This is a genomic window from Streptomyces sp. NBC_00316, assembly GCF_036158715.1.
Classification (GTDB): domain Bacteria; phylum Actinomycetota; class Actinomycetes; order Streptomycetales; family Streptomycetaceae; genus Streptomyces.
In genome coordinates, this window is the sequence record NZ_CP108023.1 from 2,832,951 (window position 1) to 2,850,085 (window position 17,135).

The window sequence follows — 17,135 nt, forward strand, 5'->3', positions numbered from 1 at the left end:
CCCAGTATCGGTCACGGCAGCGTCCGGGGAGCGGTGCCGGAGGAGCCGCCGGAGATCGAGTAGGACGTAATGGCCCTTTTGGCGGTAAATGTGCGAAGTGAAGGTACGATCCCGCTCGTGGAGACCCGTGGCCTGGAACCCGTCCCCGACAGCGAGCGCACCGGCCGGGTCCGCACCCTCTTCCCCACGTGGGCCGCCGCCAACATGACGGTGCTGCTCCTCACGGTGGGCGCGGGACTCATCGTCCTCAGCCGGCTGAATTTCTGGCAGGTGCTGGTCGTGGCGGCCACGGCGCCCGTCGTCAGTTACGGACTGGTCGGCCTGATCTCGGTCGCGGGACAGCACGGCGGCGCGCCGGGCATGGCGCTCTCCCGGGCCGTCTTCGGGCAGCGCGGCAACCTGCTGCCCGGAGCGCTGATCTGGATCGCCCGCTGGGGCTGGGAGACGGTGAACGCGGTCACCGGTGCCTACGCCCTGCTGGCCGTGCTCCATCTGCTGTTCTCCGTCCGGAGCACCAGCATGCTGATCATGGCGGCGCTGCTGACCTTCGTGGCGAGCAGCTATCTGGTGTCCGGGCTCGGCATGGGCGCCCTGCGGACGTGCTGCACCTGGTCGGCGTATCTCTTCGGCGCCTTCAGCGTCCTCGTGCTGATCCACCTGTGGGCGGGCACCGACTGGCGGGCCGTCCTCGACCGGCCGGCCGGGCCGACGGCGCTGATGGTCGCCGGCGTCGGCACGTTGGCCGCCGGTGGCATCAGCTGGGCACCGTCCGGTCCGGACTTCACCCGCTATCTGCCGCGCACCGCCTCCGGCCGGTCGGTGGTCGGGGCGACCGTGGGCGGTGCGGTGCTCGTCTCGCTGCCGCTGGTCCTGATGGGCGCGGTGATGGCGGTCGCCACTCCGGACCTGGCCACCAGCGGCGATCCGGTCTCCTTCATCGGCACGCTGCTGCCCGACTGGATCTCGGTGCCGTATCTGCTGATTGCCGTGGTCGGAATGGTGCTGATCAATGCGATGTCGATGTATTCGGCCGGATTCACCGCGCAGACGCTGGGATTCATGATCCCGCGCGCCTGGGCGGTGGGGGTGAATGCCGCAATCAGCCTGTTGCTGGGCGGAATGCTGATGATGACGGCGAGCGGTTTCATCGATGCGTTCGTCTCCTTTCTGACGCTGCTCGCGGTGACGTTCTCGGCATGGATCGGCGTCTTCGGCGCGGATCTGCTGCGGGGGCGCACGTACGACGCGGTGGCGCTGCTGGACACCACCCCCACCGGCGCCTACTGGTACACCGGCGGCTACTCGGTGCCCGCCGTGACCGCGTGGACCGCGGGGCTCACGGTGGGACTGCTGCTGACCGGCGTGGAATGGTTCAGCGGGCCGCTCGCCACCACCTGGATCGGGCGCCACGGTCTGGGCTGGGCGGTCACCATCGCCGTGTCCGGGACGCTGTACGCACTGCTGCCGCGCCCGGCGGTACGCACCGGCACGCCTCTACACTTCTGACGCCACGTCAGCTACTGTCCGGCTCGCCCTGCCCGCCCGGCGAAGGGGACGCCCGTCATGGCCTTCACAGTGGTCCGGTTCAATCTCGTCGATCCCGATGCCACACCCGAGTCCCTCTCGGCCCGTTATCGCACGGCGCTGGAGATGGCCGCGTACGCCGACGGACACGGCGTCGACACCGTGCAGACCGAGGAGCACCACGGCGCCGCCAACTCCTGGCTGCCCTCCCCCTTCGTCTTCGCCGGATCGGTCTTCGGCGCCACGAGCCGGATCGCGGTCACGGTCTCGGCGATCATCGGCCCGCTGCACGACCCGCTGCGGCTGGCGGAGGACATCGCGGTCCTCGATCTGCTGAGCGGGGGGCGGCTGGTGACGGTCGCGGGCATCGGATACCGGCCCGAGGAGTACGAACGGGCGGGCGTCGAGTGGGGCACGCGCGGCCGGCTCCAGGACGAGCTGCTGGAGACCGTGCTGCAGGCGTGGACCGGCGAGCCGTTCCCGTACCGGGGCCGTACGGTCCGGGTCACTCCGCGCCCGTACACCCAGCCGCATCCGCTGCTCCTGGTGGGCGGCAGCTCGCGGGCGGCGGCGCGGCGGGCAGCCCGGCTGGGGCTGCCGTTCTTCCCGAGCGCGCATCTGCCCGAGCTGGAGGCGTACTACCACGAGCAGCGCGCGGTCCACGGCACGGAGGGCTTCTGCATGATGCCGGCGGCCGAGACGCCGCTGCTCCATGTGTCGGAGGATCCGGACGGGACGTGGGACCGGTACGGCGCGTACTTCCTGCACGAGGCGCGGACGTACTCCTCCTGGCAGTCGAAGGACATCCGGTCGGCCGTGCGCTCGGCGGCCACCACGGTGGCCGAGCTGCGGGACGAGGGGGTCTACCGGATCGTCACCCCGCAGCAGCTGGCCGCGCTGGACGCCGACAGCCTGGTGCTGCATCCGCTGTGCGGCGGGATGCCGGTCGAGGAGGGGTGGCGCAGCCTGCGGCTGTTCTGCGAGGCGCTCGCGAAGTGACGTGCCCGCACCGCAGTGGCATGACTCGTTCGCGCCGCTGTGACGTACGGACATGCACGCGTCCCCGGCTCGCGGGCGCGGGCCGAGGACGCGTGGTCGAGGAGAGGGGCAGCGGGGATCAGCCCATCTCCTCCAACGCCTTGCCCTTGGTCTCCTTCACGAACTTGAGCACGAAGGGGATCGAGAGCACGGCGAAGCATGTGTAGATGATGTAGGTGCCCGACAGGTTCCAGTCGGCCAGGCTCGGGAAGCTCGCGGTGATCGCCCAGTTGGCGATCCACTGCGCGGAGGCGGCGACGCCGAGCGCGGCGGCGCGGATCCTGTTCGGGAACATCTCGCCGAGGAAGACCCAGACCACGACACCCCACGACAGGGCGAAGAAGAGCACGAAGACATGGGCCGCGACGAGGGCGACGACGCCCTGGGCGGTCGGGAGTTTGCCGTTGACCAGATCGGCGGAGAAGGCCCAGGCCTCGAAGGCCAGTGCGATCGCCATACCGGCGGAGCCGGCCAGCGCGAGCGGCTTGCGGCCGATCCGGTCGACCAGGACCATCGCGATCACCGTACCGATGATGTTGACGATCGACGTGGTGAACGACCAGAAGAAAGAGTCGGTCGGGTCGATGCCGACGGACTGCCACAGCGTCGCCGAGTAGTAGAAGGCCACGTTGATGCCGACGAGCTGCTGGAAGACCGAGAGGCCGATACCGACCCAGACGATCGGCAGGAAGCCGAAGCGGCCGCCGAGCAGGTCCTTGAAGGTGGACTTGTGCTCGCGGTGCATGGCGGTCTCGATCTCCAGGACGCGGGCGTCGAGGTCGACGGCGCCGCCCTCGACCTCGCGGAGGATCTCCCGGGCCCGCTCCTTCTTGCCGACCGAGATCAGGAACCGCGGCGACTCGGGGATCGCGAACGACAGCAGCCCGTACAGGAGTGCGGGAACGACCATCACACCGAGCATCCACTGCCAGGCTTCCAGGCCGCCGATCGTGCCGCGCTGGTCGCCGTCGGCCATCTGCAGGATGCCGAAGTTCACCAGCTGCGAGATGGCGATGCCGATGACGATCGCAGCCTGCTGGAACGAGCCGAGCCTGCCGCGGTAGGCGGCCGGCGAGACCTCGGCGATGTAGGCCGGGCCGATGACCGAGGCCATGCCGATGGCGAAGCCGCCGATGATCCGCCAGAAGGCCAGGTCCCAGAGGGCGAACGGGAGCGCGGAGCCGATGGCGCTGAGGGTGAACAGCACCGAGGCGATCCGCATGCACGTGATGCGGCCGATCCGGTCGGCGATACGGCCCGCCGTCGCGGCGCCGATGGCGCAGCCGATCAGGGCGACGGCGATGACCTGGGCCAGCGTTCCGGAGCCGATGTCGTAACGGTGCCGGATCGCCTCGACGGCTCCGTTGATCACGGCGCTGTCGTAGCCGAAGAGGAAGCCGCCCATCGCAGCGGCCGCCGTGATGAAGATGACATGGCCGAGGTGTTCCGGATGGGCCGCTCGGGCGCCGGATCCCGGTGGTTGCGATGTGCTGGTCACATGAACTCCTGGTGCCTGGCCGCGTCGTCAGGCGTGGGGCGAGTCGTCAGGCGTGGGGGGGACTCCTCCAAGTGGCGCACAACTTTTAAGCCGCCACCACTTGAAGTTGAAAACGACGACCCAGAGGATATGCGTTCAAGTTTCGAAGTCGCGAATCGGGTTTTGCGCAGACTTCTACCCAATACCGCCCAAAACGCGTGTTGAAGACTTGAAGAACAGGTAAAACTTCAGCGCAACCGCTGGCTGATGACCTTGGAGACCCCGTCCCCCTGCATCGAGACGCCGTACAGCGCGTCGGCAACTTCCATCGTCCGCTTCTGATGCGTGATCACGATGAGCTGCGAGCTCTCCTGGAGTTCCTCCATGATCCGGATCAGCCGCTGCAGATTGGTGTCGTCGAGCGCCGCCTCGACCTCGTCCATCACGTAGAACGGACTCGGCCGGGCCTTGAAGATCGAGACCAGCAACGCCACGGCGGTCAGCGACCGCTCGCCGCCCGAGAGCAGCGAGAGCCTCTTCACCTTCTTGCCCGGCGGGCGGGCCTCGACATCGACACCGGTCGCCAGCATGTTGTCCGGATCGGTCAGGACGAGCCGGCCCTCGCCCCCGGGGAAGAGCCGCGAGAAGACGCCCTCGAACTCACGGGCCGTGTCCCGGTACGCCTCCGTGAACACCTGCTCGACCCGCTCGTCGACCTCCTTGATCACCTGCAGCAGATCGGCCCGGGTCTTCTTCAGGTCCTCGAGCTGCTCGGAGAGGAACTTGTGCCGCTCCTCCAGAGCCGAGAACTCCTCCAGGGCGAGCGGATTCACCTTCCCGAGTTGCTGATACGCCCGTTCGGCGGACCGCAGCCGCTTCTCCTGCTCGGCCCGGACGAACGGCTTCGGCTGGTTGCGCGGGTGCTCCGGGTCCTCCGGCAGCTCCTCGCCCTCCGCGGCCGGTGACGGCGGCACCAGCTGGTCGGGGCCGTACTCGGCGGCCAGTCCGGCCGGTTCCACGCCCAGCTCCTCGAGGGCCTTGGCCTCCAGCTGCTCTATCCGCAGCCGTTTCTCGGCGCCCAGCACCTCGCCACGGTGGACGGAGTCGGTCAGCTTGTCCAGCTCGCCCTTCAGCTCGCGACCGCGGCCGCGCTCGGCGGTCAGCTCCCGCTCCCGCTCCGCCTTCGCCGCCTCGGCCGCGACCCGCTCCTGCTCGGCACGTACGACCGACACCTCGACGTGGGCGAGGAGCTGACGGGCGCCGGATGCCACGGCGGAGGCGACCGCGGCCTCGTGGCGCAGCCGGGCGCGGCGCTGCTCGGCACGGGCACGGGCCTCGCGTTCGGCGCGCGCGCCGCGGTCGAGGGAGTCCGCGCGTCCGGCGAGTCCCTTCACGCGCTCCTCGTGGGTACGGACCTGGAGGCGGGCCTCCATCTCGGTCTGACGGGCGTTGGCGCCGTCGGCGGCGAGCCGGTCGCGCACGGAGGTGTCGGGCTCCTCCTCGACCGGCATCTCCTCGGCCACGAGAAGCCGCTCGGCCAGTTCCTCGGCCTCCTCGGTCGCCCGCTCCAGGGCGTCCTGGGCGCGGGCGGCGGAGGCGGCCGACCGCTCGGCCTCACCGGCCGCGCCGCGCGCCTGCCCGGCGAGCCGCCCGAGCTGCTGGGCCACCCCGGACTTCTCCCGCTCGGCGGCCCTGCGCCGCTCCGCGAGTTCCTCGACAAGTGCGGCACAGGCGCTGCGCCGGTCCCCCGCGAGCCGCTGGGCCTCGGCCAATTCGGTGCACCGGACGGCCAGTTCCGCCAGCTCGGCAGCGGCCTCGTCGACGGAAGCCTGCACTTCGAGAAGGCTGGGCGCCCCGGCGGAGCCGCCGTGCGCGAAGTGGGTCCCGAGGACGTCTCCTTCGGCGGTCACCGCGGTCAGCCGGGGATGCGCGGCAACGAGATCCTCGGCGTCCTCCAGAGTGGGGACGACCACCATGTCCCGCACCAGCCGGCGCACCGCGCCCATCAGCTCGGCCGGCCCCTGGACAAGATCGGCGACAGCGGGCGCGGCGGTCCGGGCCACCGCACGGAGCAGCGGACCGGACGCCTCGGGATGTTCGGCGATCCGGTCTGCCGGGGTGTCCGCCACGGGGGCGTGACCCACGCCCTGCCCGGGCAGCCGCGCGGCGTCGGCCGGGACCGCCCCCTGCTCGCCGCCCGGCCCGGGTACGAACCCGGCACCCGTCTCCGCGTCCTGCCCGGCACCGGGCCCGGCCCCCTGTCCAGGCAGGCGCTGTGCACCCGCGTCCGCGTCCGCCGCTGCACCCGGTCCGGTCCCCTGCCCCGGAACGCCTCCCGCGTCGACCGCACCCGCGTGCCCCGGCCCTCCCAGCAGCAGCGCCGCCCGCCCCGCGTCCTGCTTGCGCAGCAGGCGGATCGCGTGTGCTGCCGTGGCCGGGTCCGTCACTGCCACCGCGTCGGCCGCCGCACCCAGTGCCGCCGCCACCGCCACCTCGTGGCCCGGGGCCACCGTCAGGAGTTCCGCAGCCGGTCCGAGCAGGCCCGCCAGGCTGTCCTGCGCGGCGAGCAGCATCCCCGTGCCGTCCTTGCGGCGCAGGCCCAGCGCCAACGCGTCGTGGCGGGCCGCGACCGCCGCCCGCTTGCGTTCCGCACCTGTGGCGGCCTCCCGGGCGGCCGACAGGGCCGCCTCCGCCTCCGCCAGTTCCCGCTTGGCCTCGTCGTGGCGCTCGCCGAGCTCCGTGTCGCCCGCGTCCAGGCCGTCCACCTCGGCCTTGAGCTGCTCGTACTCCTCCTGGGCGGCGATCGCCCGCTCCTGCGCCTCGTCGCGCGAGGCAGCGAGCCGGTCGATCTCCGCCTGTGCCGAACCGGCCCGGCTGCGGGCCGCGTTGACCTGCCCGGTAAGCCGTGCCAGCCCCTCGCGCCGGTCCGCGATGGCCCGGGCCGCGTCCTTGAGCCGCCGCTCCTCGGCCGCCAGCTCCCTTTCCAGCTCGGCCCGGTGCGCGGCGGTGTCCTCAAGCGCGTGTTCCGCCGCCTCCAGCGCGGCCTCCAGCTCCGCCTCCTGCTCACGGATCCGGGCCGCCTCGCGCTCCATGTCCTCCGGGTCGCGACCGCGCCGCTCGTCATCGGGGGCAGCGGTGGCGCTCTTCACCCGGGCGTCGGCGAGAGAGATCGTGCCGCGCACCCGCTCGGCCAGCTGCGACAGCTCGTACCAGGTCTGCTGGGCCCGCTGCAGCCGCGGCGCCAGCCGCCGTACCTCGTCCTCCAGCTCCGCCTCGCGGGCCAGAGCGGCCTTCAGCTCGGCCTCCGCCGCTTCCCGGCGTTGCTTCAGCGCCGCTTCGTCGGCGATCTCGCTGCGCAGCGCGTCGTGCAGCCGCACCAGGTCGTCGGCGAGCAGCCGCAGGCGGGCATCGCGCAGATCGGCCTGGATCACGGCGGCGCGCCGGGCGACCGCCGCCTGCCGGCCCAGCGGTTTCAGCTGCCGTCGGAGTTCGTCCGTCAGGTCCTGGACGCGAGCCAGATTGGCCCCCATCGCGTCCAGCTTCCGGAGCGCCTTCTCCTTCCGCTTGCGGTGCTTGAGCACGCCCGCGGCTTCGTCGATGAAGGCACGGCGCCCCATCGGATCGGCATGGAGTACGGAGTCCAGCTGGCCCTGGCCGACGATGACGTGCATCTCCCGGCCGATACCGGAGTCCGAGAGCAACTCCTGGATGTCGAGGAGCCGGCAGGTGTCGCCGTTGATCTGGTACTCGCTTCCGCCGTTGCGGAACATGATGCGAGTGATCGTCACTTCGGCGTACTCGATGGGCAGCGCGCCATCCGCGTTGTCGATGGTCAGTGACACCTCGGCGCGTCCGAGCGGCGGCCGCCCGGTGGTGCCGGCGAAGATCACGTCTTCCATCTTGCCGCCCCGCAGGGATTTGGCTCCCTGCTCACCCATGACCCAGGAGAGCGCATCCACCACATTGGACTTGCCGGAACCGTTGGGACCGACGACGCAGGTGATCCCCGGTTCGAACCGCAGGGTGGTCGCGGAGGCGAACGATTTGAAACCACGCAGGGTCAGGGCCTTGAGATGCACGCCGCCGGACTCTACCTTTCGCTCTCGGTTTCGCTGATGAAGGTGCAGGGCACATCAGACGGTAAGGGAAGGGGTGTACGTCCGGGGGCGGGTCCGGCGCAGGTCCAGGAGAAAAAGAAAGAAGGGACGCCGAAGCGCCCCTTGCAAATCTTGCTGCGGTACTGCGTGACGGATCAAGAACGCGGCGGATCAATAGCGCGACAGATCAGAGCGATGATCTTCAGTGATCCGGTGGCGATCCGGTGATGAACTCAGACGGCTGACGTGAGCAGCCCGACCGGCCCCTGTGGGCCATCGGTCAGGTCAGCGCCGGCTCCGCCTGGGGTACGTCAATGTCGATGCTGTCGAGCAGCGACTCTTGGTGCTGGGCGGCGGCGTTGAGCGCGTCGTTCTCGTCCTGAATCCGTACGAGCTCGGACTCAAGATCCTGGACGCGTTGCTGGAGCCGTCGCATCTCGGCGAGGAGTCGCGGGTCGGAACCGCCGACGTAACCGAGAAGCGCCTTTGCCATGATGGATGGTCCTCCACACTGAGTGACCGACCGATGCGGTGTGGGTCGTGAGGGAATCGCACCCGCGGTGCTCGGCAGTGCTCTGTCATCACTGCGGTTCTGCTGCCAACCAGCTCTGCCAAACAGCTAAGGTGCGCGGGGATTTCAGCGTCTCACCAAAAAGTTTGACGGTCAACACGATCACACCCCGTACAGGCGGGCGTCCCGGGGGCGCGCGGCTTCACGATCATGCGGCGCGGCTCTCCTGCGGGGCCCTGAGGGGCGTGGAGATCATCCTTACTGCCGCAGCCTGGCACGCCGGCCGAATCTTGGCAACCATGCTGTTCTTCCGCAGGTCATTTCATGTGTACGCAGATGAGCGGCCCGCGCCGTCACCCCACGACGCCCCTCGAACACCGTCCGAACATGACCTCGAATTCGGCCCGCATTCGGATCAGGATCAGCGGATCGCAAATCCCTCGTAACCACCGCGCGGGGTGTCCCAGATCTCAGTGACTCCGTCAACGCGCCCGGGTGTGTCGTCGGAGCGCAGCCACTCCAGCAGACGGTGGCAATTGTCACGTTGCCCTTCGGCGACCACCTGTACTCGGCCGTCGTCGAGGTTGAGGGCGAATCCGGTGAGGCCACCGATCTCCAAAGCGTTTGCCCTGGTGAACCAGCGGAACCCTACTTGCTGTACTCGGCCGCGTACCCATGCGGTGAGTCGCACATCTTCGTTCATGCCCGAACGCTAACCGGCCAATTGCTCATGGAGCACTTCACTCCCATAGGCCATGCCGTACAGTCCCGTCGCAATAGCCTCACCCGATCGGATGAGGCACGGCGACGCCGGCAGTGGCGTCCAGATAGCCAGAAGGGGCAGCAGATGGGCCGCCATCGACGTTCCGCCGCAGGTCCCGAAGCAGTTGCGGCCACGGGCGGGCACAGGGCCGCGGGCCGGCGCCACGGGGCTCGCCGCAAGAAGCGGTCCGGCCTGCCCGTGCGTACGGGACTGATCGGCGCCTCCGCAGCACTGGCCGTCGGCGCCGTGGCCATGAGCTCCGGACTGCTGCCCGGCGGCGCCGGCTACCAGGTAGGCGGCGGTCCGACCGCCGACCGGGTCCGTGCCGACGGAGCCCCGGACCTGCTGACGCAGGGCGGTTCCACGACCTCTCCGGCCGACCACGGCCTGTCGTCGGCCGCGTCCGGACGCGCTGCGGGCCGCACCCAGGGGCCCGGGGCGTCCTCTTCGCCGAGCACCTCGGCCACGCCGTCCAGCTCCCCTTCGAAGAAGGCGGAGACCGCCGCGGAGAAGACGGAGAGGTCCGCCGCTCCCTCGGCGGCGGACAAGACCAGCGCCGCGCCGACGGCCTCTGCGTCGACCAGCGCCCCGGTGGCACCGACGAAGTCTGCCGCCTCTCCGACCCGCGCGGCCACCACTCCCACGGCCGCGGGCACCTCCGCCCAGGCGGCCGTGCTCGCCCTGGTTAACCAGGAGCGCGCGAAGGTCGGCTGCAGCCCGGTGACGGCCAGCGCCCCGCTCACCTCGCTGGCCCAGAACTTCAGTGACGACATGGCGGCCCGTGGCTTCTTCGACCACACCGACCCGGACGGCCAGACCCCCTGGGACCGTGCCGCGAAGGCCGGCGTGCAGGGGCTCGGCGGCGAGAACATCGCCCGCGGCCAGGCCGACGCGCAGGCCGTGATGGACTCCTGGATGAACAGCGCGGGCCACCGCGCAAACATTCTCAACTGCGATTACAAGACGCTCGGTGTCGGTGTGCACTTCGGCTCCGGCGGCCCCTGGTGGACGCAGGACTTCGGCTTCTGAGATTTTCGCAGGTCTGCGACCTATCAGCTTTCTTGGGCCGTCTCGGGGCCGTTATCGGCAACCGAGGCGGCCCAAACTGTGTCTACGGCCGCCCGCGTACGGGTCTCGCTCGAAGGCATCAGATGCGTGTAGGTACGCAGCGTGAAGCCGGGGTCTTGATGGCCGAGGTATTCACTGAGCGCCTTGATGCTCTCGCCCGCGTCCAGGAGTACGGACGCGTAGAAGTGCCGCAGCGCGTGCATTCCTTATCCCGCCCGGTGCCGACACCAGCAGCGCGTAGAGCAGGACGCCACTGGCGATCGTTGAACCGGTTGCGGTTCAGGGAGAGGCCCTCAGGACTCCGGAAGATGAGCGACGCCGTGACCGGTGGACCGTCCACCCTCTTCCAGGGCAACGTCACCTCGGCCGCGGGGAACCGTGTCAGGTGGCCGGCCAACGCGAAGTCAATGGACTCGGGCAGAGGAACGTCCCGCTCCTTTCCCCCCTTGGGCGGAGCGAACACAGGGCGGTTACGGAGCAGCTTCACTTGCCGCACCACTGCACGAGTCCGCCGAGGAAGTCGACATCCTCGACAGCCGGGCCGAACACCTCACCTTGGCGAAGGCCGCAGCCCGCAGCCCGCAGCCCGCAGCCCGCAGCAGGGTCCACGAGCGCCCGATACCGCTCCGGGCCCGCGGCGAGGCAATTCCGCACCAGCAGGCTCCCGACAGTTCCGGAGCGGACAGCCAACCAGCGAGTGTGCTCGTCCAACACGACGACGCCGAGCTGTGCTACGACGGCACGACCTATCGAGCAACGCAGCGTCGACAGCTCTACAACGCCAGCCCGGACCCCATCGCGCGCTATCTGATCCGGATCTCCGTTGATCACTACCCCGGCAGCCCGGAGCAGCCGAACCGGCTCTACCGCGAGAACCCGCTCACATGGGAAGAGATCAGCCTCACGGCGAAGGTGGGAAACGAGCCGATCGGATGGCGAGTTCAGCACGACCGGGACGCGACCGCTCAGCATCAGCGTGGAGCACCAGGACATCGACGGGAATCGCGGCATCACGATCTTCGAGTATGCAGTCGCCCGACTCGTAGCCCATGAAACCGCATGCGTCCCGATGCCGAGCCCATCCCAGTCTCCGAGTATCGCGGCACTGGTCACACCTGGACCTATCAGCCAGATGGGGCGAATCCCTGACGTCGAGTTCCAATGGGCCTGTTACAGGTTGCTCTATCTCATAAATGGGTGAGGGCCTTCTGGCTCGGTGTGGATTGCCACATCTGCACCGGCGACCAGAAAGGCCCTCGTGCCGCACCGCTGACCGAGATCGGGGGGCGCCGCCCCCTGTGCAGCGCCCCCGGCCGGGTGGCGCTACGGCAGCCGCTTCTCGTAGTACTTGTCTTCGTCGGAGTTGTAGACCAACTTGCTGTCGGCGTCATAACCCTTGATGCGCGGGGCTACGGTGACCTGCTGGTTCAGGACGCCAGAGGCGACGAACCAGCCGTGGTCCAGGGCGGCCTGGCTGGTGACACCGCCGTAGGAGACGGTCACCCGGGCCACTGACGGCTCGACGGTGCCGATGACACCCCATCGGAACGGGAGCTTCCAGTTGCCGCGGTCGAGGACCGACTGCTGGTAGAGCTTGCCGCCGTTGATGTCGGCCATCACGGAGCCGGCGCCCGGCAGATCGTCGGAGCCTACGCTGGTGTTGAGACCCTGGGCCTCGCCGTCCTTGAGGTTGCAGATCAGCCGGGTCTGCTTCGGCTGCTCCTTCACCGCGACGACATACATGCCATTGCCGGGCGCGTTGGAGTCGCCTGTGCTGTTCATCGCCAGGATGATCCGGTAGGCCTCCGCTGTACCCAGGCCCGTGTGGAACTTGTCAGCCTGCCCGTGTGTGTGCGACTGGTCAAAGGCGAGGCACTTCTCCAGCCCATCTGCGGCCTGCCCGAAGGTGATCCCGTCGAGGAGCTGGCCCTCCGTGGCCGGCCGCGCGGGCCCCGACGGCGACGCGGACGGCGTCGGTGTCGGCGTCGCCGACGTCCGCTGCATGGCGCTGGCCGACGGTGTGTCCCCGCCTGTATCCCCGCCGGCCAGCGCGTACGCCCCCACGGGCATCGCCGCCAGCGTCACCACCGCCCCGGCCGCCGCCACCCAGCGCCGCCGCTCGACGGTGCCCTGGCGGCGGATCGCCGGATACGGCACCGGCGAGGGACGGACTGTGTTCGCGTCCTCGGCGAGCAGTTCGCGCAGCTGCTCCTCGAAGTCCCCGCTGGATCCCGTCCCCTGCTGTTTCTGCTCCTCGTTCACCTTCCGCCTCCCTGCCCGGACGACGCGCAGCTGCGGACAGGTCCGCCCATGACCTGCGCGAGCCCCGGATACGTACGCAACTTCGCCAGTCCTTTGGACGCCTGGCTCTTGACCGTGCCGGGCGAGCAGCCGAGCACCTCGGCGACCTCGCCCTCGGACAGGTCCTCCCAGTAGCGCATGACGATCACCGCCCGCTGCTTCGGTGGCAGTCCGGCCAGCGCCGCGAGCAGGGCGCTGCGCTCGTCGGCCCACGAGACGGCCTCGTCGCGCCCGGCCACCTCCGGCGGCGCCTCGGTCAGAGCCTCCGCCACCCGCCGCTTGCGGAACCGGTCGCTGTTGCAGTTGACCAGTATCCGCCGGACGTACGCCTCCGGACTGTCGCTGCGCGAGACGCGCCGCCATGAGCGGTACGCCTTGGCCAGCGCCGTCTGAGCCAGGTCTTCGGCGTGGTGCACATCGCCCGTGAGCAGATACGCGGACCGTACGAGATGGGACCACCGCGCTCTGACGAATTCGTGGAACTCGGCCTCTTGTTTGGCCTGCATCAAGCACCCTCCCTCGCCCTCCAGACCACAGTTTCGGCGGATTCGGTTGCCTGGGATCCGGTGCCTCGTCGGTCAGGTGAGTGGGGCTGATGGGGGGGTGCGTTTTGCTTGAGCCAGCCGATGTCGGCGACGCGTGAATTGTGGTTCTGGATCACGAATAGTGCGGGGATGGCACTGCGGCGAGGGCTGTCCCGTAACCCCTGGCGGGCGCACGCCGACAGCTACGGCACCTCGCCGCGTTGTCGGAACGCCCGTATACGCCCAGTATGCGGACGTCCCTCCGCCTTGCGATGCACCGCATCTGACGCCGCGCGCTGATCCACCAGGGATTACGGAACAGCCCTTAGCTTGATATTTAACCTCGAGGGTCGAACGACTCCTCGTACTTGATCACTCGGAGTGGTAACTGCCGTACATGCAGGCGGCCTTCGGCTGAGCATGTGATCCGACCAAGGAACACACAACGCCCAGCACGAAGGCCGTGGGGATGAGTCTGCTGCATCACGTCGTCCGGCAGGATCCGTTTGCGGAACTGTCACACTTCCGGGGTGAGTTCTACTCCTGTCTGACCAGACGTGCGGACGCATTGTTCGAACTCGCGGACGCGGTGCTGTGTGCAGACGGTCCGGTCCGGTCGCTGGTCGAATTGTCGCTGGTCGGCGAACACCGGCGCGGGCACGGCGGGCTCTACGACGCCCTGGCCGCGGGCCGGGTCGATGTCGCCCGGCTGAGACGAGCCCTGGCCACGGTGCCGCTGCCCCGGGCGGCGGACGGCCAGCTGGTCCTGGCCGCCGACCTCACCTGCTGGCTGCGGCCCAGCGCCCACACCTCACCGCAGCGGATCCTGTGCCACACCTACGGCCGGGGCAAGGACCAGCACATTCCCGTTCCCGGCTGGCCCTATTCAGTGATCTGCGCGCTGGAGACGGGACGCACTTCCTGGACCGCACCGCTGGACGCACTGCGTCTGGAGCCGGGCGACGATGCCGCCACCGTCACCGCCGGGCAGATGCGTGAACTGGTCGAACGGCTCATCACAGCCGGGCAGTGGAAGGACGGCGACCCGGACATCCTGATCGTGGTGGACGCCGGCTACGACGTGCCGCGTCTGGCCTTCCTGCTGAAGGACCTGCCGGTGCAGGTGCTGGGACGGATGCGCTCGGACCGCGTCCTGCACCGGACAGCACCGTCCCGAGAGCCCGGTGTCCGGGGCCGTCCGCCCCGCCACGGCGGCGAGTTCGTCTTCGGTGACCCGGCCACCTGGAACCCACCCGACGCGCAGACGGTGACCCAGACCCGTCTCTACGGCACCGCCACCGCCCGGGCCTGGAACCGCCTCCATCCAAGGCTGACCCACCGCTCCGCCTGGACCGCCCAGCTCGGCACCCTGCCGGTGATCGAGGGCACCGTGATCCGCCTGCAGGTCGAGCACCTGCCCAGCGGCGCGACACCCAAGCCGGTCTGGCTGTGGTGGTCGGGCACCGACGCCACCCCAGCCGACGCCGATCGTTTGTGGCAGGCGTTTCTGCGGCGCTTCGACATCGAACACACCTTCCGGCTGTTCAAGCAGACCCTGGGCTGGACCTGCCCGAAGATCCGCACCCCTGAAGCGGCCGACCGCTGGACCTGGCTGATCCTCGCAGTCTTCACCCAACTACGTCTGGCCCGCCCACTGGCAGCCGACCTCCGACGGCCGTGGGAGAAACCAACCCCGCCCGACAGACTCACCCCCGCCCGCGTCCGCCGCGATTTCCGGCACCTCCGCCCGAAGGCCGCCTGTCCAGCCGGAGCACCAAAATTCTCCCGCCCCGGCCCCGGACGGCCGCCCGGTCGCAAAAACACCCGGCCGACCCCACGCCACGACGTGCACACAGTCGGCAAAACGGACCCAGCAAAACGACGAACGAAGAAGCCAACGACCCCACGTCCACGCCGCACAGGTTAAAGATCAAGTTAGATGATCGATTCCAAGGGGTAGCGGCTTTGAGTGGACCGCTACGATCAGGGCCTTGGGTGCGGGGGAGGTCGTTTTATGGTCGGCTTGGCGAGTCCGGGACGTCGGGGCGCGCTCGCGCTGGGCTTGGCGACGGTACTCGTGGCGTGTACGTCGACTGCGAAAAGCACAGACGGCAACGAAGTCCATACGGACTCTGAACCGCTCGAACGTCGGTTCGCCACGCTCGGCCCGCTCTCCGACGCACATTGGCTTGGCGTCGTGCTGGGTACCCCCGATTCGAGGGTTCCGGGTCCCACTGATGTTCGTGTGGTGGGCTTCGCCCAGCTGCGAGCCGGTGCCGTCGCCTCCATTGTGGGGGCATCGCAGCGAGGTTTTCAGCCCGCGAAGCCAAACCAACTGCCGGAAACACTCGTGCAGTTCATGCCCAAGAGGGCCAGGTGGTTCCGGAGCGAGTCCTTCGACCGTCAGGTGACAAGCGAGACGTATTCCGGGGTGTTCTACTTCGACCCGGGTGCGGACTGGGTCTACTTCGACACGATCAATCCGAGTGTTGCCTCCAGCTCCGGAACGTGATCGGGTCCCCCGGTTCGGCCACGCAGACGATATGAGGGCGTCCAAAGTCATCTTGTGACGAACGACCTGGACACCCTCGCGACCGCACTCTACGTGAAGACCGACGACGTGCTGAAGGACTCGCCGCAGTGCAGCCAGTGGCGGCCAGCGGTGGGTATATCGCCGCAGCTCAGCGATGCCGAACTGGTGACCTTGGCGATGATGCAGGCCATGCTGGGGTTCACCTCCGAGGCTCGGTGGTTGCGGCACGCCCGCTCCCATCTGCGGCACCTGTTCCCCTACCTGCCACAGCAGCCCGGCTACAACGAGCGGCTGCGCAAAGCCGCTGAGCTCATCCGGCGGGTCACCCGCGCGCTGGCGGTCGACACCACGTTGTGGACCGACGACGTGTGGGTCGTGGACTCGACGCCGGTCGAATGCGGACGCTCCCGCGAAACCGTCAAACACTCCGACCTGGCCGGATGGGCTCAGTACGGGTACTGCGCCAGCCACTCCCGCTTCTTCTGGGGGCTGCGGCTGCACCTGGTGTGCACCCTGCGGGGCCTGCCTGTGGCCTTCGCGCTGACCGGGGCCAAGGCCGACGAACGCGAGGCGCTGCTGGATCTGCTCGCCGTCGAGCCGCGGCTCATCGACGAGCGTCGCGACCAGACACTGATCGGCGACAAGAACTACTTCGGCCGCGAGTTTGAGCAACAACTCATGGAGCTGGGCATCCGGCTGCTCCGGCCGGCCCGTAAGGGCGAGGCCGAGCGGGCCGGATCACAGCTGTTCAAGCCGCTGGGCAGGTCATCGAGTCCATCAACGAGACCTTCAAGGGCCGGCTCGACCTCGAACAGCACCGCGGCCGCACGCCCGGAGGCGTGGCCGTCCGCGTCCTGCAGCGCATTCTCGCCCTCACCGCCGCCATCCGGCACAACGACCACACCGGCCAGCCGGTCATGCGCGCACTGACCGGCTACGACCACTGAACCCCTTGGAATCGATCATCTAGAGCGAGAAGGCCTGGACGAAGGGAAACGCAAGGCTCAAGGACATGCCTCCGGCGGGGGCGCTCAGACACCGGGATGGACAGGGCGCCGTTCGCGAGTGCCGGCCCGAGCGTGGCGAGCGTCGTGGGCTCCCATCCCGACCACCTTCGACCCAGGCAGAGCCGAGCAGTCGCGGCCCAGGGCGTCAAGGTCGTTCGTACAGTGGCGCGCTCCACCTTGACGCCCTGAACCACGCCCGCTCCACGATGTGTGGCCCGAAGGTGGACGGGATGGGAGCCGGGGAAAGTGGTGGGATGAGGTGGGGCGTGAACGCTCGCTGTAGGGCAGAACG

General features: G+C 69.1%; 11 protein-coding genes and 2 pseudogenes. 6 read left to right on the forward strand and 7 right to left on the reverse strand.

The features are described from left to right. Positions 1 to 69: 69 nt before the first annotated feature. Entirely contained in the window at positions 70 to 1,506 is a 1,437-nt protein-coding gene (locus tag OG878_RS12470; RefSeq protein ID WP_443049099.1) for a purine-cytosine permease family protein, read from the forward strand. A 57-nt stretch (positions 1,507 to 1,563) separates the two neighbouring features. After that, a complete protein-coding gene (locus OG878_RS12475) occupies positions 1,564 to 2,523 on the forward strand; it encodes an LLM class flavin-dependent oxidoreductase (protein WP_328886861.1) in 960 nt (319 codons plus the stop codon). 118 nt (positions 2,524 to 2,641) lie between these two features. On the opposite strand, the gene OG878_RS12480 is transcribed toward OG878_RS12475, so the two are convergent. The 4 genes from OG878_RS12480 to OG878_RS12495 all read right to left on the reverse strand — a co-directional run bounded on the left by OG878_RS12480 (position 2,642) and on the right by OG878_RS12495 (position 9,350). After that, complete coding sequence (locus OG878_RS12480) at positions 2,642 to 4,060, reverse strand: sugar porter family MFS transporter (protein WP_328886862.1); 1,419 nt, start codon at positions 4,058 to 4,060, stop codon at positions 2,642 to 2,644. Between the two features lie 227 nt (positions 4,061 to 4,287). Continuing rightward, positions 4,288 to 8,118: an AAA family ATPase gene (locus tag OG878_RS12485; protein WP_328886863.1), complete on the reverse strand. Its 3,831-nt coding sequence runs from the start codon at positions 8,116 to 8,118 to the stop codon at positions 4,288 to 4,290. Positions 8,119 to 8,416: 298 nt separating this feature from the next. Next, the gene (locus tag OG878_RS12490) at positions 8,417 to 8,629 is read right to left on the reverse strand and encodes a hypothetical protein (protein ID WP_018551753.1); all 213 of its coding nucleotides are present in this window, start codon (positions 8,627 to 8,629) and stop codon (positions 8,417 to 8,419) included. Positions 8,630 to 9,068: 439 nt separating this feature from the next. Further along, positions 9,069 to 9,350: an acylphosphatase gene (locus tag OG878_RS12495; RefSeq protein ID WP_328886864.1), complete on the reverse strand. Its 282-nt coding sequence runs from the start codon at positions 9,348 to 9,350 to the stop codon at positions 9,069 to 9,071. Positions 9,351 to 9,494: 144 nt separating this feature from the next. Here OG878_RS12495 and OG878_RS12500 point away from each other — a divergent pair, with 144 nt between their 5' ends. Continuing rightward, positions 9,495 to 10,439, forward strand: a complete 945-nt coding sequence (locus OG878_RS12500) for a CAP domain-containing protein (RefSeq protein ID WP_328886865.1) — start codon at positions 9,495 to 9,497, stop codon at positions 10,437 to 10,439. Positions 10,440 to 10,462: 23 nt separating this feature from the next. Here OG878_RS12500 and OG878_RS12505 read toward each other — a convergent pair. From OG878_RS12505 to OG878_RS12515, 3 genes and pseudogenes are all read right to left on the reverse strand, one after another. Beyond that, positions 10,463 to 11,108: pseudogene (locus OG878_RS12505) on the reverse strand (tyrosine-type recombinase/integrase); the annotation flags it as partial. A gap of 693 nt (positions 11,109 to 11,801) precedes the next feature. Next, entirely contained in the window at positions 11,802 to 12,740 is a 939-nt protein-coding gene (locus tag OG878_RS12510) for a hypothetical protein (RefSeq protein ID WP_328886866.1), read from the reverse strand. Then, on the reverse strand, positions 12,737 to 13,285 hold the full coding sequence (locus OG878_RS12515) for a SigE family RNA polymerase sigma factor (RefSeq protein WP_328886867.1): 549 nt from the start codon (positions 13,283 to 13,285) through the stop codon (positions 12,737 to 12,739). Before OG878_RS12515 ends, OG878_RS12510 begins: the two co-directional genes overlap by 4 nt. Positions 13,286 to 13,772: 487 nt before the next feature. Here OG878_RS12515 and OG878_RS12520 point away from each other — a divergent pair, with 487 nt between their 5' ends. From OG878_RS12520 to OG878_RS12530, 3 genes and pseudogenes are all read left to right on the forward strand, one after another. Then, positions 13,773 to 15,230 carry an NF041680 family putative transposase gene (locus tag OG878_RS12520; protein WP_328886868.1) on the forward strand — a complete coding sequence of 486 codons (1,458 nt, stop codon included), beginning with the start codon at positions 13,773 to 13,775 and terminating at the stop codon, positions 15,228 to 15,230. A gap of 87 nt (positions 15,231 to 15,317) precedes the next feature. Further along, complete coding sequence (locus OG878_RS12525; protein ID WP_328886869.1) at positions 15,318 to 15,815, forward strand: hypothetical protein; 498 nt, start codon at positions 15,318 to 15,320, stop codon at positions 15,813 to 15,815. 54 nt (positions 15,816 to 15,869) lie between these two features. Continuing rightward, positions 15,870 to 16,783: pseudogene (locus tag OG878_RS12530) on the forward strand (IS982 family transposase). The last annotated feature ends 352 nt before the right edge of the window (positions 16,784 to 17,135 follow it).